Here is a 26,057-nt window from a genome sequence, read left to right as displayed (position 1 = left end):
GGGCTCCTAGCCGTAACCCCGCGGATGGCTCCGACAGGGCGGTGACGCAGCGTCCAGCGGCGTGGACCACACTGAATGCGGTCCTGCAGGGTCTCCGGCTGGACGGGGCGCTGTTCTTCCGGGCCGAGTTCACGGAAGGGTGGGCATACCAGTCGCCGACGTCCGACCAGCTGGTCCGGATCCTCCGACCGAGCGCGAGACGCTTGATCATTTTCCATATCGTCGCCGGCGGGGAGTGCTGGGCCCGGACCCGAGGCGGTGAGCGCTTGTGGGCCCGTGAGGGCGACGTCGTTGTCGTGCCCTATGGCGAGCAGCACTCGATGGGCGGATCCGAGACGGCGGAGGAGGTTCCCATCCTCGATCTGCTCGATCCGCCCCCCTGGCGGGCCTTGCCGATGCTTCGTCACGGCGCGGGTGGCGGCCGCACCGACATCGTGTGCGGCTATCTTCACTGCGACCATCCACTGTTCAACCCCGACCTTCAGGCCCTGCCGCCCCTCTTCGTGGTGCGCCCCCCGGAGGGACCGGCCGCGGCCTGGATCCGGTCCAGCATCGACTACGCCCTGGCGGCGGGTAGCCCGACACCGCGCACCGACCCGACGGCGACGAAGCTCCCGGAACTGGTGCTGCTGGAAACCCTGCGACTGCACCTGGCCGCCACCCCGGCCATCGACACCAGGTGGCTGGCCGCGCTCTCGGACCCGGTTCTCGCACCGGTGCTGGCGCGCATGCACGCCGCGCCGGATCGCCGCTGGAGCGTGCAGCAACTGGCCGACACGGTAGCGGTCTCCCGCTCCGCGCTGGACGAGCGATTCCGCCAGGTACTGGGGCGCTCGCCCATCCGCTATCTCACCGACTGGCGGATGCACCTGGCCGAGAACCTGCTCGCCACAACCCGGCACTCGGTCGCCGCCGTTGCCCACCGTGTCGGATACGACTCGGAGGAGGCTTTCAGCCGAGCCTTCAAACGCGCCCACTCCACGGCACCTGGCGCATGGCGCCGCGAACAACCCGGCAAGATCGTCCGTCCGGAGATGGGCCCGTAATCAATCGCCGGCCTCGTTGCGCCGCTTGTACATCTCTCTGTCGAAGCCGGCGGGCCGCCCGCCTCTGCTGCCGCTCAGCAAAGGTCCGAGTGTGCCTGCGTGATGGCACGGTCAGGCGGGCTGCCACAGTTCGAGCCGATTGCCCTCAGGATCGGTCACCCAGCCGAATCGACCGACACCCTCCATGTCCTGAGTCTCCTGGGCCACGTCCGCCCCCTTGGCGCGCAATTGCGCGAGCATCGCATCCAGGTCGCGGACTCGGAAGTTGAGCATGGTCTGCTGGGTGCGGGACCCGAAGTAGTCGGTCTCGGACTCGAACGTCGCGAACACCGTCACCCCGGCTTCCTGACGCCACAGGCCGTGCTCATCGGCGTCCAGGCCCAGGCAATCGCGATACCACGCACTCAGGGCCCCGGGGTCGGTGGCCCGAAGGAAGTATCCGCCGATTCCAAGCACTCGTTCCATGCCGCCATCCTGCCAGGACGGCGATCGGGGAGGGGGCACCACACCATCGCCCGCTTCACATCCCGTCCCCATCATGATCACGGTGGCCATCGGGACGCCGTGTGGGATCGCGGGACTGTGGGGACGGCCCAAACCGCTGGTCACGACCACCTGTTCATGTTGGCGGCGGGCTGGCGGACCGACGAGCCCATCGCCTACCGCCCGCCGAAACCAGAGTCTCGCCAAGGACATTGCTCACCGCGGGCGAGCCTGAGTAGTCGCGCGTGTCGGACCGCCACGGGGGCGCCAGGGCCTTTTCAAAGTCCTTTGATCTTGGTGTAGTTGCTGGTCACGGGGTCACGCCCAGGAGGTCGAGTGGCCGGGTGAAGGGCTGGTAGGACATCTCCCGGAGGCCGGCGGCAATGTTGGTGTGTCCATGCTCGCGGAGCTTGTTGATCGCGAGGTTGCGCAGGGTGGCCATGTTCTCAGGGCCATGACCGGTACGGACTTGGGAACGGTCCTCGTCGAACGTGACATCGCGGACGAAGTGCAGCCGATTCTCGATCACCCACTGTGACCTGACGAGCCGCGCGATCCTCTCCGGGGATGCTTCCCGGCTGGTCAGGTTGGTGATCACGTAGACGGTTTCGCGGGTCCGCTTCCCGGTCCTCAGGCTGGTGCGGTGCCGGGTGATCTTCGCGACCTGGGCGGCGTGCGGGAAGTCCAGGTCCTCGACGGTCAGGACCTGAACGACCCGGGTTTCCTTGCGGCCGTGGCCCTCGCTGCAGTCGTAGAACTTCGCGGTGGCCTGTTCCCAGGGCAGCGTGCGCATGCGCTCGTGCAGGGTGGGCCGGTTCTTCTTCACGGTGAACGCGTAGTGCGCCTGCTTGGCCTCGACCAGGAAGACGGCGTGGTCACGCTGGGTGTGCAGGGCATCGGCCGTCACGACGATCCCGGCCAGGTCGAAGGGGGCCAACAGGGCGGCGAAGCAGGTGATTTCGTTCGTCTTGTCCGGAACCCGCAGCTGGGTGACGGTTCAGCCGTCGCTGGTCATCGCGGCGAGCAGGTGCGCGGCCGGCACCTCACTGTGGCGGGAACCACGGGCGCTCTTGCCGTCCGCGGCCACCGACTCCGCCTGGCCCGGGCCCTCGCCGGTCAGGTCGGCGAGACCGCCCGGGCAGGCGCCGGCGATGATGCGGCGGATCGTCGCCGCGGACGGCGCGATGCGCACATTCAAGGAGGTCACCAGGCGTGCGCCGAGCCGGGCCAGAGCCTGTTGCGGAGCACTGCGGGCCCACTGCGCGATCGCCGCGTACGAACGCGCGCCCGCCACCACGGCCGAGGCGGCGATCAACAGCACGGCCACGAACGGGTGACGCACGCCGCGACGATGGCGCGGGTCCGGCAGCCTGACCAGCCGCTCGGCCAGCGACAGCCCCGAACACCCCACCAGCACAGGCGATTTGACGAGACAGACGGTGGCAGACTGACGGCACATCGAGGCTCCGGTTCTGAACGGCGACTGGCAAGGTCATCCGTCCACAACGGGAGCCTCGATCTGTTCGTAGCGGGCCGCCAGGACATCGTCACTACGCCGTGACCAGCACCTTCACCTACCCAAGAGACTTTGCAACAGCCCTGACGGGGGCGCAAGGTTGGGCTATAGCACGACGGGCAGAATGAGCGGGCCGCGCTCCGGCGCTCAACAGGCGGTTTTTTCATGGCCATTCGGGCGCCGGGTTCCCGCTGCCGACCTGGCTTAAGCACCAGGTGAAACGTTCTTTTCCCCGGCGCTTTGAATACTTAGGTATTACCACATCACCCGTGCATTGGTCTGATCGGGTGCGAGCCAAGCGGGCGATGTTCCCAACGAATGCAACTGGGTGGATAGTGAAATAACTCCACCGGGATTCGGAGCCCTTGGTGGAAGTGGGAATGGAGGTCGCAGGTGACCATTCAAGACTGGCTCAAGACCAATGTAACCACCGACGAGAGAGCGCTCGGTTGGTACAACGGCTCGGAGTGCGAGGATCGCATCGTCCGGGCCTATCGTGAGCTGCTGAGCGGCTACGAGATCGACACCTCAAAGATCCTCAAAACCACCTGCCTGGTGAACGGCGAACACACCGGCGTGGTGCGCGTCCAGGAGAACAACTTCTTCTCGATCTGCGCGCACCACTTCCTGCCGTTCTTCGGGAAGGTCAACATCTCCTATGTCCCCGGTGACCGAATTCTCGGACTCGGGAAATTCCCTCGGCTGGTGCAGGCGTTCAGCCGGCGCTTCCAGATCCAGGAGTACCTCGTCAAGGACATCGCCGAAGAGATCATGTCCTCCGGCGGCGCGAAAGCCGTGCGCGTCACCTCCCGTAGCCGCCACATGTGCATGTGCAGCCGCGGTCCCTCCGACCACACCGTGATCACCGACACCTCGTATGTGGCGGGCCATCAGGAGTTGCTGGCCAAGTTCGGCCTGGACGACTGATTCGGACTCGCGTGGCGGGAGGCGCGCAAGAGATCGGCCCTCCCGCCACGCGACACCCGACACACGTCACCCCGGCCCTGAACGACGCCGTACGGGACGACGCGCCAGCCACCACAAGGAGGACCCGTGCGCGAGAGGAAGAGAGGCAGTCACCGACGCGTGTCGACGTCACCCTGGAAGTACGTTGTGGCGACATGGCTCGCCGGCGTGCTGGCGGCAGTCGGCCTGGGTGCCGTCTCACCGGCGGGATCCGCTCTGCGTTCGTCCCTGGGGCTGTCAGCCGGTGCGCTCGCCTGGGCCACATCGAGCATTACGGCCGTGAGTGCCGTCCTCGGTATCCCTGCGGGATGGTGGATCAGCCGCCTGGGCGCCCACCGGGCTCTGTCCTGGGGCCTGTTCGTCATGTCGATGGCAACCGCCGTCAGCGCGACCGCCGGATCCTGGGGCGTGCTGCTCGGGTCGCGGATCGTTGAAGGAGTCGGCTACCTGCTGGTGTTCGTGGCGGGTCCGGTCGTTCTCACCCGTGTGACGCAGGGCGGCATCCGATCGGCGGCGCTCGCGTTGTGGGGTACGTGCGTTCCGACAGGCCTGGCCCTTGCCGCGGCCGCGGGCGGAGTCCTGGCATCCCGGTGGACGTGGAACCGATGGCTGGCGCTCACAGGGCTCGGTCCGCTGATCATGGCAGGCGTGCTCGCCGCCGTCCTGCCTCGGCTGCCCCGGACGCCCGCCCAGCACCCTCGTCGCGCAGCCGGCACTTGGAGCGGTGCGGTGAGGCTCGGCGCGGCGTACGGAAGCCTGTCGCTGGTCGGCGTCGCTGTGGTGATGGTCCTCCCGCTCTTCCTCACCGAGTACCGAGAAGTGACGCCGACGGTGGCCGGTACCGTGGTGGCACTCGTCTGCCTGGGCAGTGCCCTCGGCGGGCTTGCCGCCAGCTGGCTGCTGGGGCGCGGTCTGGCCCTGTCCTCGCTCGTCCCGCTGGGCGCACTGATGCCGGTGGCCTGCCTCCCCGCCTTTTCGGCCGACTTCCCCCTCGCGGTCAGCGGCGGTGCCGCCATGCTTGTTCTCCTCGTCGACGGACTGCTGATCTCCGCAGTCTTCGCTGCCGTGCCCGGAGTGGTGAGCCGTGCCGAGCATCTCGATGTCGCCAACGGCATCCTCAATCAAGTCGGCAGTGTGGGAATCCTGCTGGGACCGCCGGTCTTCGGCCTGGCGATCGCTGCGGCGGGATGGGGCACCGTCGCTGCCGCGACCTTCCTCTTCGGCGGACTTGGCACCGTCCTTCTGCTGACGGGCACCCGCACGTCCGCGAACGGCCCTGCAGACAGGGCGCCTCCATTGGATGTGGGTGAGGGATCGGAGCGCTCGCGGAAAACACCGGACGTCAGCAAGCCAGACCGCAACAGAATCTGACCGAGCAACGACTCTGATGGGGCAGGATGAAAATCGACTTCCTTCCGCTGCGGGACGACACTCATGGCGAGTACTGCCTTTACTGTCACGCCGAGACCGTCGAATGGAACGTCGTGGACGGAAGAAAGCGATGCAACTGCGTCTCGTGCGGGCGCGAGGCCGAAAGAGCCATTGTCATCGATCCCCGCATCAGCTGGTGGACCGATGCGGACGGCGAGTACTGGCATGAGAGTGCGGGTGTTTTCGTGCGGGACCCGCGAGGGAGATTTCTCTTCTTTCAGAGAACTGCCTTTCCGTACCGTCTGACCGTGCCCGCAGGCCATGTTGAACGCGGAGAGGACCCCAAGCGGGCGGCAGCGCGGGAACTTTGGGAGGAAGTAGGAATCCGCGACGCATACGAGGGCCTTCAGCTCGTTGCGGACGAGCTTCTCGACGGAGACACGTGCAGGAGGGGCTCCGACGCGCATCGTTGGCACACCTATCTGCTGGACGTCGAAAACCACGTGGCGGCAGGAGGCCAGGGGGAATTGACGGTGAACGAGGAAGGCGAGGCCCCTGCCTGGCTCACCCTTGACGAAGCGCTCTCCTCCCAACCCACGTTCGCCGTGGAACACCTCATCGATCGCCATGCCGACAGACTCCGGCACGCCGTGGACGGTCCGCCCGTGACCAGATGAAGGTGCGCCTCTTCTACAGTCGCCCCCCGGGGCATTGGCTCAGAACTCCCTGTACGCCCCGGCACGACACAGCTGTGATGGCCATCATCTCGCTGCGCCGCAAGGCGCCTTCTCACCCTCGGAGAACATCACCGTGCCGATACCGCGTAGTCGAAGATCCGGCTCAACCCGTACGCCATGGCCTCCCCTGCTAAGTTCCCGCACGCTCGTCCTCGTCGCGGTGCTGGCCATGGCCACCGCGGTGCTTCCTCTCATGGGCCTTGGCCAGGGAGACGCAAGGGCCAGCAGTTCAGGGGAGGCCGGGCCCGGTGGTGCGGGGTTCGCCCCGCATCACGGGGTGGCGCCCGCCTCCGCGATGGAGCCCGCCGCAGAGGTGCTGCCACGGGTCGGGTGGACGGTGTCCGCCAGCGACGAGGAGAGCGCCGCGGAGAACGGGCGCGCCATCAATGTGCTGGACGGGGACACCGCCACCCTCTGGCACAGCAAGTGGTCGGGGACTCCCGCTCCGCTGCCGCACAGCATCACCATCGACATGCATCGCACCGCCGTGGTGTCGGCGGTGCTCTACCGGCCGCGGGCCGTCAGCCCCAACGGCCGTGTCGGCAGGTACGAGATCCGGCTGAGCGACGACGGCCGGACGTGGGGTGCGCCGGTGGCCTCCGGCACTCTCGCGGACGACGCGACGGTCAAGACGCTGTCCTTCGCCGCGCAGGGCACCCGGTATGTGCGGCTGACGGCGCTGACAGAGGCGGGCGGACGCGGTCCGTGGACCTCCGCGGCGGAGCTCGACCTGCTCGGCGATCCAGGATCCACCGCCGGTGTCGTCGACCTGTCGCGTGAGGGATGGACTGCCGCGGCCAGCGACGAGGAGAGCGCCTCCGAGGACGGACGCGCCGCCCATGTGCTGGACGGGGATGCCGACACCCTCTGGCACAGCAAGTGGTCGGGGAGTCCCGCTCCGCTGCCGCACAGCATCACCGTCGACATGAAGACGCCCCGCACGGTCTCCCAGCTCACCTATCAGCCGCGTCAGGGTGTGAACGGCCGGATCGGCGCCTTCACCGTCACCACCAGTTCGGACGGTGCGTCCTTCGGTGCGCCGGTGGCCTCCGGCACCTGGGCGGACGACGACACGATCAAGGGTGCCTCGTTCCTCCGGCCGGTGACGGCACGGTATGTGCGGCTGACCGCCACCAGTGAGGCGGGCGGCCGTGGCCCCTGGTCCTCGGCGGCAGAAATCCGGCTGGCCGGGCCCGCGGATCCCGCCCTCGCGGGTGCCTGGGGTCCGGTGAAGGGTTTCCCGCTGGTCCCGGTGGCCACGGCCGTCCTGCCGGACAACAAGCTGCTGGCCTGGTCGGCATACGGCATCGACCGGTTCGGCGGCAGCAATGGCTATACCCAGACCGCCATCATGGACCTGACGACCGGCCAGGTCACTCAGCGGCGCATCGACAACATCGGGCACGACATGTTCTGCCCGGGGACCGTCATCCTGTCCGACGGGCGCGTCCTGGTCACCGGCGGCAGCAACGCGGAGCGTGCCAGCATCTACGATCCGGCGACGGACGCCTGGACGTCCACCGCGGACATGCGCATACCGCGCGGCTACCAGGCGATGACCCTGCTGTCCAACGGCGAGGCCTTCGTCCTGGGTGGTTCCTGGAGCGGCGGCCGGGGCGGCAAGAACGCCGAAGTGTGGTCGCCCACCACGGGAACCTGGCGCGCCCTGCCCGGCGTACCCGTCACCACGACCATGACGGCCGACCCGGCGGGTGCCTACCGGGCGGACAACCATCAGTGGCTGCACGCCACTTCGGGCGGCCGAGTACTGCAGCTCGGCCCGAGCAAGCAGATGAACTGGATCACCACGACCGGCGCCGGGAGCATCGCGTCGGCCGGGAACCGCGCCGACAGCCAGGACGCCATGAACGGCAACGCGGTCGCGTACGACATCGGCAAGCTGCTCACCCTCGGCGGCGCCACCGCCTACGAGAAGGCCAGGGCCACGCACCGTGCCTACACCGTCGACGCGAGCGGCAGCGGACAGCCGGTGAGCGCCCGTACCGGGGACATGCGCTTCGCGCGCGCGTTCAGCAACAGCGTAGTCATGCCGGACGGGAAGGTCGCGGTGTTCGGCGGACAGTCCTACCCCGTACCCTTCAGCGACGCGACATCCGCCATGACCCCGGAGATCTGGGATCCAGCCACCGGGAAGTTCACCCCCGCGGCGTCCATGGCCCTGCCGCGCAACTACCACAGCGTCGCCAACCTGCTGCCGGACGGCCGGATCTTCTCCGGTGGCGGGGGCCTGTGCGGGGACTGCGCCACGAACCACCTGGACGGCGCGGTCTTCACTCCGCCGTATCTGCTCAACGCCGACGGCAGCGAAAGGCCCCGTCCGGCCATCACCGGTTCGGTGCCCGTTCGGGCAGGAAACGGCGCCCGGTTGTCGGTGACCACGGACAAGGCCGTCACGTCGTTCGCGCTCGTACGCGCCGGTGCGGCGACCCACTCCACCGACAACGACCAGCGGCGCGTGCCCCTGCGGTTCCGGGCCACGGCCGGCACCACGTACCAGGTCGACATCCCGGCCGACCCGGGTATCGCCCTGCCAGGGACGTACATGCTGTTCGCTCTCGACGCTCAGGGGGTGCCGAGCAGGGCCCGCATGCTGACGATCGGCTGACGCCGTGAACCCGACCGGGCAACTCCCGCCCGGCCGGGTCGTCGGCACAGCCCACTGCATCCGCCCCGGCGGACCGCGCGAAGGGGCCCGGCGGCCCCGCCGGACGGGGCCAGTCGCCCGCCGGACGGGTCAGCCGGCCCCGCGGCGCATCTCCCGGGGGCACACCCCGAAGCGTCGGCGGAAGGCCGTGCTCAGCGCGCTGGCCGAGGAGAAACCCGAGGCGTGGGCGAGTTCCGTGATCGTCATGTGGTCGCACTCGGCGCACTGGAGCCGGTCGCGCACCAGGCGCAGGCGTTCCTCACGGATCAGGTCACGGGGGGTCGTGCCCACGCGCTGGAGGGCCAGTTGGATCTGCCGCAATGACCAGCCCAGGGCGTGCGCCATGGACGTACCGGTCAGGCCGGGGTCGGCCGCTTGGTCGCGCACATAGCGGCGGGCCAGCGCCTCCACCTCCGTGAGATGGCCCGGGGCGTCGGGACGGTCGTCGCCGGAGACGAGCATGCACAGGAGCTCGACGATACGGTCCGAGACGGCGTCGAACTGCGAGTCGGTCAGGGCGTGGCGCTCCTCGTGCAGACCGTTCAGCATGGAGCGCACCACCCCTCCGAGCCCTCGTGTCAGGTCCAGCCCGGAGGCCAGCGGTGACTTCCGGCAAAGCGGGCCGTCGATCTCACGGGCGGGGATGGTGAAGATGTAGGCCAGTGTGCGGTCCTCCTGCAGGCACTGGAAGGGGGCGCCGAAGGTGACCAAGGCGGCCGACCCGGGCGTGAGGTGGGCCACCTCGTCGTCCTGCCGCAGCAGGATCCGCCCGTTGATCGGCAGGAGGAGGCGGTAGTCCTCGTCCGGAGTCTGCCGTATCTGCTGGGCGGTCCGGCTGTATTCGATCTCGTCCGACTCGAACCTGACGAGCTGGTAGTTGTGGCTGCGCTGGCGGACCGTTTCGCCCCTGAAGTTGTCGGGGTGCGCGTAGCGGTACCCCATCCGGGACTGATAGGACGCGATGTGTTCGCTCCAGAAGTCGGCCCGCTCACGCGGGTCCACGTCGCCCGTGGACTGCGACTCCAGAAGGTAACGTCCCGTGGGCAACGTGGCTCCTCCGCTGCGACGGGTTTGGGCGGCTTACGTGAGCAGCCCTGAACTCCGCTGCGTTCACAGGCTGCTTACGCGTGGTCACATTACGGGCAGCAAGCGGTATCCGGGAGCACCACAGGCTCATTGGCACATGCCAAAGGCAAGCGCTGGGCGCCCGGAGGTGTACCTCGCGGCGCGCGTGCGCCCCACAGCAACTTCCTTGCGTGTACGGGCAAGTGCGTACCCGAGCGACGTCGCTACCGTCGTGCGCCCGTCAACTCACGCCCGCCCTTGAGGAATCCATGACCGATCAGATACCGGAGGCCGTGTTCTGGTGCCTGGCCCTTGGCCTGTTCGCCGTCACCGTGCTGCTCGTGCGTCAGCACGGCATCACCGCCCGGCAGCGCAGGCGGAACGAGGAACTGGCTCACGGCCTGCGGGCGCGGGATACGGAACTGCGCCACCTGCTGACCGTCCGGCTGCCGGAGGTGGAGGACGCGGCGGACCGGACGGCCCCGCAGACCGATCTGCTCGACACCGGCCTCGCCGACACGGACTTCGCGGCCTGCCTCGACGAGGTCCTGGACCGGTTCGCCGCGGCCGTGGAGCACGCCGAGGCGCGCGCCGACGAGTCCGCGAAGGCCGCTGTGAAGGCCTCGATGCGCTCCATCCAGGCGCTGGCCAACGAACAGCAGGTGTCCATCGCGGAGATGCAGGACCGGCACGACCACCCCGATGTGCTGCGCGACCTGCTCGAAGTCGACCACACCAACGCCCAGTTCGGGCGCCGCGCCCAGGCCATCGCCGTGCTCTGCGGGTCCTGGCCGGGCCGCCAGCGTGCCACGTCGGCACTCATCGAAGTCGTCCGCGGCGCCACCTCCCGCATCCGCGACTACCGGCGTATCCGCATCAACGGCGAGGTCGACATCGCCGTGCAGAGCCGGGCGGTGGAACCGGTGGTGCTCGCGGTCGCCGAACTGCTCGACAACGCGGCACGCCACTCACAGCCCCACACGACCGTCGAAGTCACGATCCAGACGGTGCACAACGGCGCCTGCGTCGTGATCGACGACGCCGGTGTGGGCATGGACGGCCAGGCGGTCGACCACGCCGACGAACTGCTCTCCGGCAGGCGCACGATGGACGTCACCCGGCTGGGCGACCCGCCCCGCTTCGGCTTCGCCGTCATCGGGGCGCTCGCCGAGCGATACGGCTTCAGCGTCTCCGCCGGCACGCTCTCCCCTTACGGCGGTGTACGCGCCGTGGTGTTCCTGCCGACCGGGCTGCTGACCCACCTGGAGACCGTCCAGGATGCCGCTCCGACGGCCACGGCATCCGAGCCCGGTCCGACGCGGTACTCCGCCCCCGAACCCACTGCGGCGCGGAACTCCACCCCGGTGCGTGCCCGCGCGTCCGAGACCGCGCCCGCGCGCACTGCCGGGCACGCGCCCGCGCCGGATCGCGTGCCCGGCCCGCCCCCCGCCGTCGAGCCCACGTCTCCGGCGGCGTCCACCGTCGAGACGACACCGCGCAGCACAGCGCCCTCCGCCCTCGCCCCCGGCGAGTCGACGACGGCCGGCGGCCTCCCCAAACGCCGTCGCCGCTCCCTGCGGGAAGCGGCCGAGAAGCCCGCAGCCGTGCCGACGGTGGAGGTCGGTGGCCGCTCGGCCGAGGAGAACGCACGGCGCATGGGCGCCTTCGCCCGCGGCACCCGCTCCGGCCGGACCGCGCAGTCCACCCCCTACGAAGACGAAGGGAACCGCCACGAATGACCGGGCCCACCAACAACGCGTTGGGCTGGATGCTGGACGAGGTGCTGAAAGTGCCGGAGGCGCGTCACGCGATCCTGCTCTCCGCCGACGGAATGCTCCGCGCGTACTCCAAGGACATCGACCGGGACGACGCCGAACGGCTGGCGGCAGGACTGTCCGGTGTCCAGTCGATCAGCCGCAGCACGGCCGAGTTCTGCGGCACCCCGCACACGCCGTGGCGTCAGACCCTGATCGAGTTCGCGGACGGCTACGTCTTCCTGGTCGCCGCCGGCGAGGGCGCCTATCTCGCGGTCTCCACCGGTGAGGACGTGGACATGGAGGCCGTCACCTACCGTATGCACAAGCTCGTCGACCGGCTCGGCAAGGAACTGACCAGCCCCGCCCGGCAGGACACCGGCAGCCCCGCATGACGGCACGGCGGCGCCCCGCGGACCGGCTGGTGCGGTCGTACGTCGTCACGGACGGCCGTGCCCACCCCACCCGCAACACCCTGGACCTGGTCACGCTGCTGGTCGTGACCGACGATCTGCCGCTGACCGGTCTGAACCCGGAAAAGCGCAGGCTCATGGAGCTGTGCCGGCCCGGAGCCCTGTCGGTCGCCGAGGTGGCCGGCCATCTGTCCCTGCCGGTCAGCGTCGCCAAGGTGCTGATCGCCGACCTCATGGACAGCGGTCACCTCATCACCCGCGCACCGATCCCCGCCGCCCGGCCGACCGACGCCCGAATCCTCCAGGAGGTGCTCGATGGGCTCCGCGCCCGCCTCTGAACCCGCCACCGGGGAAGTCCATCTGCGGCCCGGCGTGCAGACCGCGGTCAAACTGCTGGTCGTCGGCCATTTCGCGGTCGGCAAGACCACCTTCGTCGGCGCGCTCTCCGAGATCCGGCCGCTGCGCACCGAGGAGGTCATGACCGAGGCCGGTGCCATCGTCGACGACCTGGCGGGCATGACGGACAAGACCACCACCACGGTGGCCCTGGACTTCGGCCGGCTCACCCTCAACGACCGCCTCGTGCTGTACCTGTTCGGCACCCCCGGCCAGCAGCGCTTCGCCCCGCTGTGGCACGACATGACGCGGGGAGCGCTCGGCGCGCTCGTCCTCGCCGACACCCGCCGCCTCGGCCATTCCTTCGAGGTGATGGGTGTGCTGGAAGAGCTCGGCCTGCCCTACGCGGTCGCCCTCAACCAGTTCGACGACGCGCCCGCGCACGAGCTCGACGAGGTCCGCGATGCTCTCGACCTGCTGCCCGAAACCCCCCTCGTCCGCTGCGACGCACGCGACCGGGTCTCCTCCACCCGGGCCCTGATCTCCCTCGTCGAGTACCTACTGACCCGCATCGGCCACCTGGAGCACACGTGACCTCCCTCTCCCCCGAGCCACCGCCCACCTGCCCGGCGCACGAGCCGCTGTACGGCCCTGAGTTCGCCGCCGATCCGGCCGACGCCTACCGGCGTCTGCGCGAGCACGGCCCGATCGCGCCGGTCGAGCTGGCTCCGGGCGTGCGGGCCTCGCTCGTCGTCGGATACGAGGCCGCCCTGCATGTGCTGCGCAGCACCGAGACCTTCTCCAAGGACCCGCGCCGCTGGCAGGAACTGGCGGATGGCACCGTCCCCGCGGACAGCCCGGTCGTGCCGATGATGATGTACCGGCCGAACGCGTTGTGGGCCGACGGCGAGGAGCACCGCAGACTGCGCGGCGCCATCACCGACAGCCTGGCCCGCGTGGCCCCCAACACGCTGCGCGGCTACGTCGAGATGTGCGCCGACACGCTCATCGACCGCATGGCGCCCGCGGGGCGGGCCGATCTGCTGCGCGACTACGGCCAGGTCCTGCCGCTGCTGGTGTTCAACCGGCTCTTCGGCTGCCCGGCCGGCTACGGCGAGCGGCTGGTGGAGGGCATGTCCGGGATCTTCGACGGGGTGGACGCCGAGAAGGCGAACGCACTGCTCGCCACGACACTGCTGGACCTCGTCACGCTGAAGCGGCAGCAGCCCGGACAGGATGTGACGTCCTGGCTGATGGCTCATCCGGCAGAACTCACCGACGAGGAAATGGTGCACACCCTCGTCCTGCTCATGGGTGCGGGCACCGAGCCGCAGCAGAACCTGATCGCGAACAGCCTGCGGCTGCTGCTGGCCGACGACCGGTTCGGGGGCAGTCTCTCGCGTGGCAGCCTGCCGGTGGAGGACGCCCTGGACGAAGTGCTGTGGACCGACCCGCCCATGGCCAACTACGCCGTCCACTATCCGGTGCGCGACGTCGTGTTCGAAGGGGCGGAACTGCGCGAGGGCTGCCCTGTCGTCGTCTCGTTCGCCGCCGCCAACACCGATCCGGCCCTGATTGCGGATCAGCGGGCGGGCAACCGTGCCCATCTGGCCTGGAGCGCGGGCCCGCACAACTGTCCGGCTCAGGGGCCGGCCCGCCTGATCGCGGCCGTCGCGGTGGAGAAACTGCTCGACCGTCTCCCCGACATCGAACTCGCCGTCGCCGTCGAAGAGTTGACCTGGCGGCCCGGCCCCTTTCACCGGGCGCTGGCCGCGCTGCCCGTGACGTTCCCGTCGACCGCGGCAGGCGGCCGGCCCGCCGCGGTCGACGAGGACCCCGCGGAGCGGGAGCCCTCGTCCGGCCGGGCGCGTCCCTCCGCGGCGCGGGAGCCTTCCGCCGTGCAGGCGCGGCCCCCTGCGGTGCCGGCAGCCCGGAGTGCCGGGCGCGGCTGGGTGGAACGACTGCGGGCCTGGTGGCAAGGGGACTGATCAGGACAGGTGCACCGGCAGGGTGCGGTGGCCGTTGGAGATGAAGGAGTCGACCGGCTCCAACTCCGTGCTCCTGACGGCGAGTCGGAGTCCCGGGAAGCGGTCGAAGAGCGCCGGAAGCGCGATCCGGCCCTCCAGCCGCCCCAGCGGGGCGCCCAGGCAGAAGTGGACGCCGTGGCCGAAGGCGAGATGCTCCTTGTCGGCGCGGCTGACATCGAAGTCGGCGGCGCCCTCGCCGTACTTGTCCGGGTGGCGTCCGGCGGCGGCGTACGCCGCGAGGATCGCCTCGCCCTTGCGGATCACCACGCCGTCCGGGCCGCCGAAGTCGCTCATCGTCAGGTCCTCCACGGCGTACCGCAGCGGCAGGCTGGTGACCGGTGCCTCCACGCGCAGCGCCTCCTCGATCGCGTCGTCCCAGGAGGCGATGCCCCCGCGGACGTGGGCGAGTTGGTCCGGGTGGGCGAGCAGGAGGTGGATGGCGTTGTCGAGAAGGTTGACGGTGGTCTCATGGCCGGCGCTGACCATCAGCACCAGGGTGTCCAGCAGTTCTTGCTCGGTCAGTCGTGTGCCGTCCTCGTCGTCGCGCGCCGCGATCAGCGCCGAGGTGAGATCGTCGCCCGGCGACCGCCGTTTGAGGGCGACGAGCTCGCCGAGTGCGGCATAGAAGCGAGCGTAGATGTCGGTGACCTCCTCCGGAGTGGCGGAGGTGTGGAAGATGCCGTCCACGACGGCGCGCAGTTCCGCTCCCTGTTCCTCCGGCAGCCCGAACAGCTCGCTGATCACCTGAATGGGCAGCGGGTAGCAGAACTGCTCGCGCAGGTCGACGACCTGGCCGCGCCGCCCGGCCTCCTGGACGCGGTCCAGCAGGCCCTTGGTGATCTCCTCGACACGGGGCTCGAGCGTCGCGGTGCGGCGAGCCGTGAACGCTGTGGACACCAGGGTGCGCAGCCGCCGGTGCTCGCCGCCGTACGCGGTGAACATGTTCTGCACCGCGACCCAGGTGAACAGGGGCCATTCCGGGGATATCCCGCCATTGATCCACCGGGGCCAGTGTTGGCGCGGATCCTTGGAGACCCGGGGGTCGGTGAGCAGTCGCTTGAGAAGTTCGGGGGCGCTCACGGCCCATGCCTCGACGCCGTCCGGGAGTTCCACGAGGGTCACCGGTCCCCGCTCGCGGATCCGGGCAGCCTCGCCGTGGATGTCGCGGCCGACCGGATCGATCACTAAAGGTCGGGGGTCTTCCATCGCAGCCTCCTGCCGCTCGATCGCCGATACGAGCGGTAAAGCTACTTCGACGTAGCGTGTCTGACGAGATCACCTGCCCGGCGCTGCGCACGGCGACAAGTCCCCTGCGCGTGACTGCAAGTCGGTGGCACCGCATCGGTCCTAGGGTCGGAATGTGTCGGACAGGAGAACCGGTGAGTGCGATGACAACCAGTGAGCTTCCTCGGTGGATGCCGAGCCGCCGTGCCGAGGTGCGGACCCTGGCCGCCGGTGAGTGGTGGGACGCCGTCCGTGTACCACTCGGCCTCGGGGTTCACGCCCTGCGGCATCTCGGGGACGAGACGGGCGCGGTGATCAGGGACGGCTACGGCGGCATCCTGTACTGGCTCATCTCCCCCGGCTCAGCAGCCCATTGGCACCTGCCGCAGGTCACCGTCCTGGGCCCGGGATGCCACGTGGCGATCCCCCCACTGCACCGCACGACCGGCCCGGGCCTGTACTGGCAGGTCCCACCGTCCCAAGACCGCGAAACAACGGCCACGCCCCGCCTTTACGCCGCCCTGCATGCATCCCTCCCCACCGACATCTCCAGCGACAGGCCACCCGCCGCCTGAACGGCAGTGGGGAAGCAGGCCCAGCCCGCTCTATTGGGTCTCCAGTTCCCCGATCCGCGCCACCGTCGTTCCCTTCTTCGGGCATACCCACACCGCCGTGTCCGTGCGGACAGTTGCCGTCAGCGGATGCGGGTCCGGGTGTGTCGGACACTGTGGCCAGACCGCCGATGCGCCTTCGGACCACAGCGCCTCCACCGCCCAGTCCTGGACCTGATCTGCCAGGTGCGCCAGCAGGTCTGCACCGGTGCCGCCCAGTGGTGAAGTCAGGCCCTGGGCTGAACCGTCCGGGGCCCAGAGCATGATCCCGTACGTGTCGTCCGTACGTATGTCCGGCTGAACCGCGCACTGTGCTCGGAGGTCCCGCAGGACTGTCTCCAGACCATCGGCGAATTCCCTGTCGTCCACTGAGGGCTCCTGAACACATCGGGGAGGACTGTCCACAGTCTCACGTCACCGTGAAGAGCCCGATCGCGTGGGCCCAGGCCATCACCGCGGTGGTGGTGGTCGCAGCACTGGGCGGTGGGTTCTGGGGACTGCACGTCTTCGCGGTGCGCTTGGGCGCACTCGACGGCCGGCATCCCGAAGCGGGGCAGCGCCCCTTGGAACGCATCGCCGCCGCGTTGGCGCCCGGCGGCTGATTGTCCATCGATGGCGGTCAACCGTTGAGAGAAGTCCCGATGCCGCCCCGGCACGGATGACATCGAGTTACGGGCATGACCGCGCGCCGACTGGTCACCACTCCGGCATAGCCCGCAGGCGTCATGTCTGGATCGTTCCGCTTCGCTTCACGGCCGAGGAAATCGGGTCGCGCCCCCGTCTCGTCAGCCGTTAACTTCCGCCTGAGCGCTGTGAGATACAAGACGCGACCACGAAGGGAGCCGGGCAGGCATGGAGATCGACGGCACGCGGACCGACCGTTTGGGCTTGCTGCTCGACCAGTTCGACCAGGCCAGGGAGATGGCCCAGGTGCGGCTGACGGGGCTCAGCGACGAGGAGTACCTGTGGGAGCCGGTGCCCGGTTGCTGGTCGATCCGGCGCCGGGGCGAGGCGGCGACGCCGAGGGCGTTCGGGCCGGGCGAGTGGGTGCTCGACCTCGGCGCCCCGGACATCCCGGCAAGCGCGTACGCCGAGGTCGCCCGGCAGGCCGCCGACGGCATGACCGTCGACAAGATCGCCGACGACTGGAGCGTGACGGTCGAGCGGGTCGAGCAGGTCCTCGCCCACACCGGTGCGCCGGAGCCCGACCGATCGCCGATCACGACCATCGCGTGGCGGCTGGGGCACCTGCACTTCCACTTCGCGGGCGGATGGGAGTGGACCTTCGGTGAGCGGCGCCAGGAGCCGAAGCTGCTGGTCGACTTCACCCCCTCCGCCGATGTGGCGCTCGGGCGGTTCTGGGCGCTGATCGACCGCTGGCGCGACAGCATCGGCGCCCTCACCGAGGAGCAGCTCGACACGGTCGGCTTCTCCCAGTACCCGTACAGCAACGACGCCGACCACCCGTACATCTCGGCGCTGTCGGGGGCCAACCTCGAGTTCATCCACCACATGGCCGAGATCGCGTTGCTCCGCGACCTGTGGCGGACCCGCTTCACCACGGCCGGGTAGGCCCGCTGCGAGGATCATGATCGCCATCAGCTCGCCCAGGGGCCGCAGAGAGATTTCCTCGCCGCGCGCGTACGGTGGACATATGGCCGGTCGGGTCCGTTCTGCTCCCGTGGAGGAGGGAAAGGCAATGCCCGAGCACAAGATCGGCACGCAGGAGGAATTCGAGGCGGCCCGGGCGGAACTGCTCGCGGAGGAGAAGAAGCTCACCCGTCGCAGCGACGAGCTCGCGCAAAAGCGGAGGGAGCTGCCCTGGGTGCCGGTCGAGAAGGACTACAGGTTCGAGACCGAGGACGGCGCCAAGTCGCTCGCGGATCTCTTCGACGGGCGCTCGCAGCTGCTCGTGTACCACTTCATGTTCGGCCCGCCCTACGAGGCCGGATGCACGGTCTGCTCCTCGATCGCGGACACCCTCGACCCCAACGTCGTCCATCTCAAGGCCCGGGACGTGACGCTGATCTGCTCCTCGCGGGCGGCGATCGACAAGCTCCTCGCCTACCGGGCTCGGATGGGCTGGAGCTTCGGCTGGGTCTCCACAGCCGGCAGCGACTTCCACCGTGACCTCGGCTTCCAGTACACCGAGGACGAGCTGAGACCGTTCCTCGAAGGCGGCGACATCCCGCCGACCGTGCGCCAGATGGCGGAGCTGTCCGGCACGGACGTCCCCAGCTATGTCACCGAAGGTCCCGGGCTGAGTGCGTACGCGCTCTCCGACGGCACCGTCTACCGGACGTACGTCACCACAGCACGCGGGCTTGAGCCTGCCATGGCTTATTACGGCCTCCTCGACCGGGCCCCGCTGGGCCGCCATGAGGAGGGCGAGCAGATGCACTGGCTGCGTCGCCACGACGAGTACGGGACCAGGAGCTGAGGCCCAACCCGTCCCTGACCGCGCAGGCCGCGACGACCGCTCACGCCGCACGCCGCTACCTCCGCTCATGCGGGGGGGGTAGCGCGCGGGCGCGGACGAGGGGACTGTGCGCGCCGGAGAGTTGCGCCATGTGCCCCTTCCCGAGCGCTGGACAAGGGGCCAGAATGCTCGGAATCGGCATGAAGCGGGGGACACATGGCGATTGACCGAGGCTCTGCCCTGGCTCCACAACGGCCTGTCACCGGCCCTCGGCGCTACCTGATCTTATGCATGGTCGTGATGCTGGTTGCCCTGATCGGCTGCAGTTCCACGGACGACAAGGGAGAGCCCGGCGGCGGCGCTCGCAGCACGCAGGACGGCACGCGCGGTGGGCCGTCGTCGGGCGGGGGCGGATCGCATGGTCAGGGACGCGAGGACGACGCCTCCGGCGGCGACTGGCGGGGCGGCTCGGGCGAGGACGGACGGGACTGGCAACCCACCGCAGGCGGCGACGACCACGGTGGGAGTGACTGGACGGGCGACGAGGACGGCGGAAACGACGACAACGACAACGAGTCTTCCGGGTCGTCGGATCGGGACAAGCAGGAGGACATCGCCTGGTTGCCGTGGGGGCCCAAGTCGCCGACCACGCAGACGACGACCGACGCCCGTCACGCTTATGACCTGCTCCAGGCCGGCCGGTGCCAAGAGGCCATGGACCTGGTGCACTCGTGGGGCAGTGATCGGCTGTCGTGGCGGGTCATCGAGGGGCTGGCGGGTGCTTGCCTGGCCACTCAGGGCCGGCAGGACGGTTGGGACATCGCCGTCGCCGCTGACGAGAAGCTGAGCCGAGCGGGCTACCAGCCTGATCCCGGGTGGTGCAAGGAGGGGGATGCGTACGCCACCCTGAAACGGCTGACGGCCTTTCACCGGGATCACCCGAAGGGCAGGGTGCGGCTCGTGGACAACGCCCCCGGCGTGATGGCCTGCGATTCGGGTGTCACCGGCGTTTCCTTCTACGGAGGCGGGGAGCAGGTCGGCCCGGGGGACCAAGTCACCGTGGACGGCACCTGGCCCAGCAAGCCGACGGCCGTCGTTCTGTCCTGGAGCGGTGGCCGGTCGAAGACCGTCAAGGGTGCCTGGTCCGAGGGAAGCGCCTGCTGCGAGAAGGCACAGCTCTACTTCACCTTCCCCGACGATCTCGACGGAAGGCCGTACTCGGTCATCCTCGAAGTCGTCGGTAAGGACTTCCGCCTCGGCCACCAGCAGCCCCTCGTGATCAACTGGCCCAGCCCCGCTCCATGAGCGAGAACGGGACGAGAGGGAGGCTGCGCCGACGCCTCCAGGAACTGGGTGGAACCAGCCGCGGCCGCAGAGGCGTTACGCCACCGGCCCCGACGCCCGTACCCGATCCCCATCCGGTGCCTGACACCGACCCGCCGGGCAGACCGGATGCCCCACCCAACGGGGACCCCAGCTCTGCTCCTGCTCCTGCTCCTGCTCGCCCACAGAATCCCGGACAAGGTCCCGGGCCGGACGGTCCGCCCGCGCGTCCCGCCGCGCCGGAGCCCCGGGGCGAGGACAACGGCGCCCCGCTGCCGACCGGTTGGCTGGAACTCCTCGGCGTGGCCGGCTCCCTGCTCTCCCTGTTCACCGCCGTTCTCTTCTACTTCGGCTGGGCCAGCACCGATGCGGAGACCAGGGCGCTCGGTCTGCGCGACACGGTCTTCCATCTCTCCACCAGCGACTACCTGTTGCGCAGTGTGGACGCGCTCTTCCTGCCGGCCTGGCTGGGCACCGCGGCCGCGTTCGCGGCGATGGGCGTGCACCGCTTGGTCCGACGCGGCGCCCCCGGCACGGCGCCGATGCTCCGGCTGGGGCGTCACGCGTGGGTGGTGGCGTTCCTCCTGCTCCCCCTGTACCCGCTGACCCCCACCGCCTTCGACCTCGCCATCCCGCTCCTGACGATCACGGGCTTCCTGTTCACGGCCTACGCCCGAACCCGGCCGGCCGACATGACCGCTGCCGGGGCACCGTCCGTCCGTGCGCACCACGTGCGCGTGTGGGCCCTGGCTCTGCTGATCAGCGTCTTGTCGCTGTTCTGGGCGGTGTCCACATACGCCGGGATCGTCGGCCGCGGTCGAGCCGAGCAGACGGCTCGGACCGTACGGACAGGTCTTCCCGCGGTCGTGGTCTTCAGCGAGAAGGACCTGCTGATCCGCGGCGGCGGGAGCTGCCGCTTCCGCGTCCCGATCAAGGACAGTGCGTACAGCTATCGCTATGCCGGGCTGCGTCTGTTCCACATCGCGGGCGACAGGGTGTTCGTGGTGCCTCGGGAGTGGAGCCCACAGCAGGGGACGTTGTTCGAGCTGAAGCAGAGTGAGTCCCTGCGGATCGAGTACGTCAGCGGCGGGAACGAGCAGACGGACGAGTGTTCATCCGGTTGATCGGCATTGAGGGAACGGCCGCCCTGAAACCACCGTGGGGAGGGGGCAGGCCAGGTCGGTCAGTCGGCCCGCCCCCCAGGTGTCCGCGGCGCCCGTCCGCTCACACCGTCGCAGGTTGCCCCAGTACCGTGCGCACCGCTTCGGCCACGGATGGGAGGTGGGTGTCGAGGTAGAAGTGGCCGCCGTCGAAGGTGAGGACGTCGTCGGGGCGCGTGGAGTGGGCGAGCCAGCCGCGGGCGTCGTCGACCGTGACGATCGGATCGGACGTGCCCATCATGACGGTCAGCGGGATGTCGATCGGTGGTCCCGGCACCCAGCGGTAGGAGCCGAGGGCCTGGTAGTCCGTGCGGAGGGTGGGCATCACCATCTCCAGCAGTTCGGGGTCGTCCAGGACCCGGCTGCCGGTACCGCCGAGGCGGCGGATCTCGGCGATGAGTGCCTCGTCGCCGTTCAGGCGGTCGTCGGCCCGGGGCTCGGGGCGCGGGGCGCCGCGGCCGGAGAGGATCAGGCGCTGCGGGGTGGGCAGGTCGAACTCGGTGAGAACGCGGGCCGTCTCGTAGGCGATGACGGCGCCCATGCTGTGGCCGAAGAAGGCGTAAGGGCGCTGCGGGAGGCGGGCCAGTTCCTCCGCGACGGCACGCGCCAGGTGAGTCAGGGAGGTCAACGCGGGTTCCAGGCGGCGGTCCTGGCGGCCCGGATACTGGACGGCCAGCACGTCGATGCCCGGTGCAAGAGCGCGTGACAGGCCCAGGTAGGTGCTGGCCGCACCGCCTGCGTGGGGGAAAGAGATGAGCCGGAGCTGGTCGCCCTCGGCGCTCTGGAACCGCCGTAACCAGCGGCTGTCCAGTGCGGACATGTCGGGTCCAATCCAGCGGCTGCCTCGCCTCGACCGGCCTGGTGAGGCGCAGTGGGGCGAGGCGGCCGCTTGTCGTCGCGTACGGGTCTCAGGGAGGGGTCAGGAGGACTGGTGGGCGTCCGCGTGTGCCGGCGGGAAGAAGCCGGCCTCGGTGAAGAAGGTGACGTACTGCTGGAACAGGTCGGCGGTCATGGTCGGGCACTCGACTCCCGTGCCCTGCAGTGCCCGTTCGGCCACGCTCGTGTCGACCGGCGGATAGAAGGTGCCGTTGCCCTTCGCCATCATGTCGAACGCTTCCAGCAGCGGAAGCATCACGTTGTCGGTGTCCGACTTGACCACTTCGCTCCAGGAGTCCCAGTCCAGCTCCTTCAGGGAGTAACCCCTCGCCCTCAGCTCGGAGATGAACTCGGCGAAGCTCATATGGCTCTGGTTGTAGAGGTGGAAGGTGTCCGAGCCGGGCTCCGGCGCCGTGGACAGGGCGACCACCGCGGAGCTGACGTAGTCCACAGGGGTGAGCGGAGCCCTGGCGTCCAGGCCGGCCGGGACCGCTCCCGCCTGGATCAGGCCGCGCAGGCTCAGCCAGACGAAGTCGCGGGTCTGGCAGGCGCCATGGACCTGGTCGCCCGAGACGACGTCCACGCGGTAGACGGTCACCGGCAGACCCCGCTCCCGCGCGATGCCGATGACCTGCTCGGCAACCCACTTGCTGCGCAGATAGCCGCTGGGCAGCGCCTCGGCCGGACCGGTGGGGTCGTCCACCTTGAGCGGGCTGCCCCCCGCGCGCTCACCGGCGAAGACTCCGGTGGTGGACAGGTAGTGGACGGGAACGGTGCGGTGGCGTGCGGCGAGCCGCAGGACCTCCTCCGTACCGCGCACGTTGGCCGCCTTCAGCGAGCTGAACGGGTGCAGCCAGTGCACTGTGGCGCCGCCGTGGTAGACGACGTCGATCGCGCGGGCGAGGTCGTCGAACTCCTCCTCGTTCAGGCCGAATCGGGGCCTGGCGAGGTCACCGACGACGACCTTGATCCGGGCGGGATCCACCTCGTCCCGGACACGGTAGTACTCCAGGTTCTCGCGCAGCCGCCGCAGGCCGTCCGCCTCGTCGGTCGCGCGGACCAGGCAGTGCACGGTGCCTCGGGTGCCGCGCAACAGGTCGCGCAGCAGGAACGCGCCGAGGAAGCCCGTCGCGCCGGTCAGGAAGATTTCGGCCGGGTCGGCCACATGGCCTACGACCTCGTCGGCGGGCCGGATCGCCTCGTCCAGGCGGATCTCCGCCGCGTAGTCCTCCACCGGGTGGGCCGCCCCGGCCCTGCCCACGGCACCGTCCGCGCCGGTGACCAGCGCGGTCCGCAGGAACTCCGCCAGGGCACGGGGGGTGGGGTGGTCGAAGACCAGCGTGGCGGGCAGCCGCAGTTCCAGCTCCGCCGTGAGACGGTTGCGCAGTTCCACCGAGGTGAGCGAGTCGAAACCGAGCTGGTTGAAGGGCAGTGCGGTGTCGAGGGACGACGGATCGCCATGGCCCAGGACCGCGGCCGTCCCGGCGAGCACCACCTCCAGGACGAGGGCGAGTTGCTCGCGCTCGTCGGCTCCGGCCAGACGCTGCGCCAGATCGCCCGCGGTGCGCTCCGAGTTGTTGGCGACGCGCCGTACGGGCCTGCGCACCAGGGAGGCGAGCAGCGGCGGCACCTGCGCGGGACGTTCACGCATCGCGGCGATGTCCAGCGGGGTGACGACCATGGCGGGGTGAGGCAGCGCGAGGGCGAGGTCCAGCAGCCGCGGGCCCTGCTCGGCGGAGATGACCCCGAAGCCGGCGCGGGTGATGCGGGCGATGTCGGCCTCGTCGAGGCCGCCGGTGATGCCGGACGTCTGGGCCCACAGACCCCACGCCACGGAGGTGGCGGGCAGACCCTGGGCTGTGCGCAGGGCGGCGAGTCCGTCCAGGAAGGCGTTGGCCGCCGCGTAGTTGGCCTGGCCGGCGCCGCCGATCACGCCCGCGACGGAGGAGAACAGGACGAAGGCGGACAGGTCCAGATGCTCGGTCAGTTCGTGCAGATGCCAGGCGGCGTCGGCCTTGGGCGCGAGGACGGTGTCGAGGCGCTTCGGGGTGAGGTCGGAGACCAGGCCGTCGTCGATCACACCGGCCAGGTGCACGACGCCGGTGAGCGGATGTTCGGCGGGCACGGCGTCAAGGACGGCGGCCAGTGCGGCCCGGTCGGCGGTGTCTGCCGCGACGATGGTCGCCGTGGCACCCAATGCGGCCAGTTCGGCCTGGAGATCGCTCGCGCCCGGTGCGTCGGGGCCCCGGCGGCTGACGAGCAGCAGGTGCCGTATGCCGTGCTCGCGCGCCAGATGGCGGGCGAACAGGGCACCGAGGCTTCCGGTGCCACCGGTGATCAGGACCGTACCCTCGGGATTCCAGGCGCCGGAGCGGGCGCCGCCGTCCTCGGCTCGTGGCGCGCGGAGCAGGCGCGGCAGCAGAACGCGGCCGTCACGGATCGCGGCCTGGGGCGTGCCGGAGGCGACCACCGCGGACAGGGGTCCGGCGAGGGCGTCGAGGGCGTCCGTGTCGGCGTCCACGAGGATGATCCGGTTCGGTGACTCCGACTGCGCCGAGCGCAGCAGACCCCAGGCGGCGGAGCCCGCCGGGTCGACGGTGGTCTCCTCGCCCGTGGCGACCCCGCCACGGGTCAGGACGACCAGCGGTACGGTGCCGGGGCGCTCGTCGGCCAGCCATCGCTGGGCCAGGTCGAGGACGGCGCGGGTGTGCGCGTGAGCGGCGGCCACGACGTCTGCTTCCCCGGCGTCGAGGGCGGGCCTGTGCACCACGATCGCGTCGAGTTCACCGCCTTCCGCACGCGCGACGGCATCGGCGAGCATGGTGCGGTCGCCGCTCATGTCGAGGAAGGCGAGAGCGGGCACAGTGGCCGGAGCGGGCAGCGCGGTGGCCTGCCAGTCCACCATGAACAGCGTGTCGGTGTCCCGGACCAGGGTGTCGCGCACCGTGTCGGCATCCACCGGGCGGGACCTGACGGCCCGGGCGACGGCCACGGGCTGACCCGAGCGGTCGGCGAGACGCAAGGCGACGGTGTGCTCGCCCGCCGGGATCGCATGGGCGCGCAGGGCTGTGGCGCCGGTCGCGTACAGCTGGAAGCCGCTCCACTCGACGGCGAGCGTCTTGTCGTCCCGGTCGGGATCGGGATCGGTCGGGGCGGCGGCGCGCAGGGCCGAGCGCAGCAACGCCGGGTGCAGGCCGAAGTGAGCGACCTCGCCGTGCAGTTCTTCCTCGAGGACGATGTCGGCGAACACCTCGTCGCCGAGCCGCCAGGCTGCGGTGATGCCGTGGTCCGTGTCCGTCTCGGTGAGGGCGGCGGCATCGGTGGGCGGCCAGGCGACCGGGGCGAAGGGCGCTTTGGCGGTGCCTTGCCCGAGCTGTCCGCTCGCGCAGAGTGTCCAGGGCAGGTCGTCGCCATCGGGGCGTGCGTGCAGGGTGAAGGATCGCGAGAGGCTTCCCTGCGGCTCGTCGACGGACAACTGGAGCTGCAGTCGGCCGTCCTTGGGCAGCATCGGCGGGAGGTGCAGGACGAGTGATTCCAGGGCGGTCGTGCCCAGTTCGTCACCGGCGCGCACGACGGCGTCCACCAGGGCCTCCGGCGGCACCGCGGTCGTACCGAGGACGGTGTGCCGTGTCAGCCACGGGTGACTGCGGGCCGAGACACGGCCGGTGAACAACGCGCCCTCACCGTCCGCGCGTTCCAGTTTGGCGCCGAAGAGAGGGTGGCCGCCCGCCTGGAGGCCGAGTCCGGCGGCATCGGAAGCACCGGTGGCGGGCTTGATCCAGTAGCGCTCGTGCTGGAAGGCGTAGGTGGGCAGGGGCGGGTCGACGCGGCGGGCACCGGATCCGGCGAAGTACGCGGTCCAGTCCACTCGTACGCCGTGGGTGTGCAGGGCGCTGACGGCCTGAACGAGGGCCGGTGCCTCGTCGCGGTTGCGCCGCAGCAGGGGTACGGCGGTGGCGGCATCGGCCGTCTCCTGGGCCAGCGCGGTCAGGACAGCGTCCGGGCCGATCTCCAGATACGTGCCGACCCCGGCCGCCTCCAACGACGCGATCGCGTCCGAGAAAC

The 26,057-nt window shown here is 69.9% G+C and carries 24 protein-coding genes; 16 read left to right on the top strand and 8 right to left on the bottom strand.

Annotated elements, in window-relative coordinates:
• The first annotated feature begins 41 nt into the window (after window positions 1-41).
• Entirely contained in the window at window positions 42-1,046 is a 1,005-nt protein-coding gene (locus F7R91_RS37915; RefSeq protein WP_225321035.1) for an AraC family transcriptional regulator, read from the top strand.
• A gap of 111 nt (window positions 1,047-1,157) precedes the next feature.
• Here the strand turns inward: F7R91_RS37915 and F7R91_RS37910 are convergent, their stop codons facing one another.
• From F7R91_RS37910 to F7R91_RS43375, 3 genes are all read right to left on the bottom strand, one after another.
• On the bottom strand, window positions 1,158-1,511 hold the full coding sequence (locus F7R91_RS37910; RefSeq protein ID WP_150957884.1) for a VOC family protein: 354 nt from the start codon (window positions 1,509-1,511) through the stop codon (window positions 1,158-1,160).
• Between the two features lie 328 nt (window positions 1,512-1,839).
• Window positions 1,840-2,514: an ISAs1 family transposase gene (locus tag F7R91_RS43380; protein WP_225321036.1), complete on the bottom strand. Its 675-nt coding sequence runs from the start codon at window positions 2,512-2,514 to the stop codon at window positions 1,840-1,842.
• A 12-nt stretch (window positions 2,515-2,526) separates the two neighbouring features.
• A complete protein-coding gene (locus F7R91_RS43375; protein ID WP_225321033.1) occupies window positions 2,527-2,988 on the bottom strand; it encodes a transposase family protein in 462 nt (153 codons plus the stop codon).
• A 450-nt stretch (window positions 2,989-3,438) separates the two neighbouring features.
• On the opposite strand from F7R91_RS43375, the gene folE reads away from it, so the two are divergent.
• From folE to F7R91_RS37885, 4 genes are all read left to right on the top strand, one after another.
• Window positions 3,439-3,972, top strand: a complete 534-nt coding sequence (gene folE / locus F7R91_RS37900; RefSeq protein WP_150957853.1) for a GTP cyclohydrolase I — start codon at window positions 3,439-3,441, stop codon at window positions 3,970-3,972.
• 126 nt (window positions 3,973-4,098) lie between these two features.
• Entirely contained in the window at window positions 4,099-5,382 is a 1,284-nt protein-coding gene (locus tag F7R91_RS37895; protein ID WP_331000705.1) for an MFS transporter, read from the top strand.
• A 26-nt stretch (window positions 5,383-5,408) separates the two neighbouring features.
• Window positions 5,409-6,059 (top strand): NUDIX hydrolase, encoded by a 651-nt coding sequence (locus F7R91_RS37890; RefSeq protein WP_150957851.1) that lies wholly within the window; start codon window positions 5,409-5,411, stop codon window positions 6,057-6,059.
• Between the two features lie 337 nt (window positions 6,060-6,396).
• Window positions 6,397-8,745: a discoidin domain-containing protein gene (locus tag F7R91_RS37885; RefSeq protein ID WP_225321032.1), complete on the top strand. Its 2,349-nt coding sequence runs from the start codon at window positions 6,397-6,399 to the stop codon at window positions 8,743-8,745.
• 129 nt (window positions 8,746-8,874) lie between these two features.
• Here F7R91_RS37885 and F7R91_RS37880 read toward each other — a convergent pair whose 3' ends face one another.
• The gene (locus F7R91_RS37880) at window positions 8,875-9,831 is read right to left on the bottom strand and encodes an AraC family transcriptional regulator (protein WP_150957847.1); all 957 of its coding nucleotides are present in this window, start codon (window positions 9,829-9,831) and stop codon (window positions 8,875-8,877) included.
• Between the two features lie 287 nt (window positions 9,832-10,118).
• Between F7R91_RS37880 and F7R91_RS37875 the strand changes: the two genes are divergently transcribed.
• From F7R91_RS37875 to F7R91_RS37855, 5 genes are read left to right on the top strand one after another with little or no spacing between them, the layout of a single operon-like run.
• A complete protein-coding gene (locus F7R91_RS37875) occupies window positions 10,119-11,588 on the top strand; it encodes an ATP-binding protein (protein WP_150957845.1) in 1,470 nt (489 codons plus the stop codon).
• Complete coding sequence (locus tag F7R91_RS37870; RefSeq protein ID WP_150957844.1) at window positions 11,585-11,998, top strand: roadblock/LC7 domain-containing protein; 414 nt, start codon at window positions 11,585-11,587, stop codon at window positions 11,996-11,998. Before F7R91_RS37875 ends, F7R91_RS37870 begins: the two co-directional genes overlap by 4 nt.
• Entirely contained in the window at window positions 11,995-12,354 is a 360-nt protein-coding gene (locus F7R91_RS37865) for a DUF742 domain-containing protein (protein ID WP_150957842.1), read from the top strand. Before F7R91_RS37870 ends, F7R91_RS37865 begins: the two co-directional genes overlap by 4 nt.
• Entirely contained in the window at window positions 12,332-12,946 is a 615-nt protein-coding gene (locus F7R91_RS37860; RefSeq protein ID WP_150957840.1) for a GTP-binding protein, read from the top strand. The genes F7R91_RS37865 and F7R91_RS37860 overlap by 23 nt, the downstream gene beginning before the upstream one ends.
• Entirely contained in the window at window positions 12,943-14,340 is a 1,398-nt protein-coding gene (locus tag F7R91_RS37855) for a cytochrome P450 (protein ID WP_150957838.1), read from the top strand. Before F7R91_RS37860 ends, F7R91_RS37855 begins: the two co-directional genes overlap by 4 nt.
• Here F7R91_RS37855 and F7R91_RS37850 read toward each other — a convergent pair whose 3' ends face one another.
• Window positions 14,341-15,585, bottom strand: coding sequence for a cytochrome P450 family protein (locus F7R91_RS37850; protein ID WP_150957836.1), 1,245 nt, complete (start codon window positions 15,583-15,585; stop codon window positions 14,341-14,343).
• 209 nt (window positions 15,586-15,794) lie between these two features.
• Between F7R91_RS37850 and F7R91_RS37845 the strand changes: the two genes are divergently transcribed.
• Window positions 15,795-16,178, top strand: coding sequence for a hypothetical protein (locus F7R91_RS37845; protein WP_225321031.1), 384 nt, complete (start codon window positions 15,795-15,797; stop codon window positions 16,176-16,178).
• Window positions 16,179-16,208: 30 nt separating this feature from the next.
• On the opposite strand, the gene F7R91_RS37840 is transcribed toward F7R91_RS37845, so the two are convergent.
• Window positions 16,209-16,583 (bottom strand): hypothetical protein, encoded by a 375-nt coding sequence (locus tag F7R91_RS37840; protein WP_150957834.1) that lies wholly within the window; start codon window positions 16,581-16,583, stop codon window positions 16,209-16,211.
• Between the two features lie 50 nt (window positions 16,584-16,633).
• On the opposite strand from F7R91_RS37840, the gene F7R91_RS43370 reads away from it, so the two are divergent.
• From F7R91_RS43370 to F7R91_RS37815, 5 genes are all read left to right on the top strand, one after another.
• Window positions 16,634-16,816 (top strand): hypothetical protein, encoded by a 183-nt coding sequence (locus F7R91_RS43370; protein ID WP_225321030.1) that lies wholly within the window; start codon window positions 16,634-16,636, stop codon window positions 16,814-16,816.
• 250 nt (window positions 16,817-17,066) lie between these two features.
• On the top strand, window positions 17,067-17,786 hold the full coding sequence (locus tag F7R91_RS37830; RefSeq protein WP_150957832.1) for a DinB family protein: 720 nt from the start codon (window positions 17,067-17,069) through the stop codon (window positions 17,784-17,786).
• Window positions 17,787-17,913: 127 nt separating this feature from the next.
• Entirely contained in the window at window positions 17,914-18,654 is a 741-nt protein-coding gene (locus F7R91_RS37825) for a DUF899 domain-containing protein (protein WP_150957830.1), read from the top strand.
• A 279-nt stretch (window positions 18,655-18,933) separates the two neighbouring features.
• Entirely contained in the window at window positions 18,934-19,938 is a 1,005-nt protein-coding gene (locus F7R91_RS37820) for a hypothetical protein (protein ID WP_150957828.1), read from the top strand.
• A 320-nt stretch (window positions 19,939-20,258) separates the two neighbouring features.
• Window positions 20,259-21,080, top strand: coding sequence for a hypothetical protein (locus F7R91_RS37815; RefSeq protein WP_150957826.1), 822 nt, complete (start codon window positions 20,259-20,261; stop codon window positions 21,078-21,080).
• Window positions 21,081-21,180: 100 nt separating this feature from the next.
• Here the strand turns inward: F7R91_RS37815 and F7R91_RS37810 are convergent, their stop codons facing one another.
• Together F7R91_RS37810 and F7R91_RS37805 are read right to left on the bottom strand one after the other, a co-directional pair.
• Entirely contained in the window at window positions 21,181-21,936 is a 756-nt protein-coding gene (locus F7R91_RS37810; protein ID WP_150957824.1) for a thioesterase II family protein, read from the bottom strand.
• A 99-nt stretch (window positions 21,937-22,035) separates the two neighbouring features.
• On the bottom strand, window positions 22,036-26,057 hold a 4,022-nt coding region (locus F7R91_RS37805; protein WP_150957821.1), incomplete at its 5' end, for a thioester reductase domain-containing protein.

The sequence above is a fragment of the Streptomyces luteolifulvus genome (assembly GCF_008806595.1).
In the GTDB taxonomy this organism is placed as follows: domain Bacteria; phylum Actinomycetota; class Actinomycetes; order Streptomycetales; family Streptomycetaceae; genus Streptomyces; species Streptomyces luteolifulvus.
This window is presented reverse-complemented; position numbering and strand designations above follow the sequence as displayed.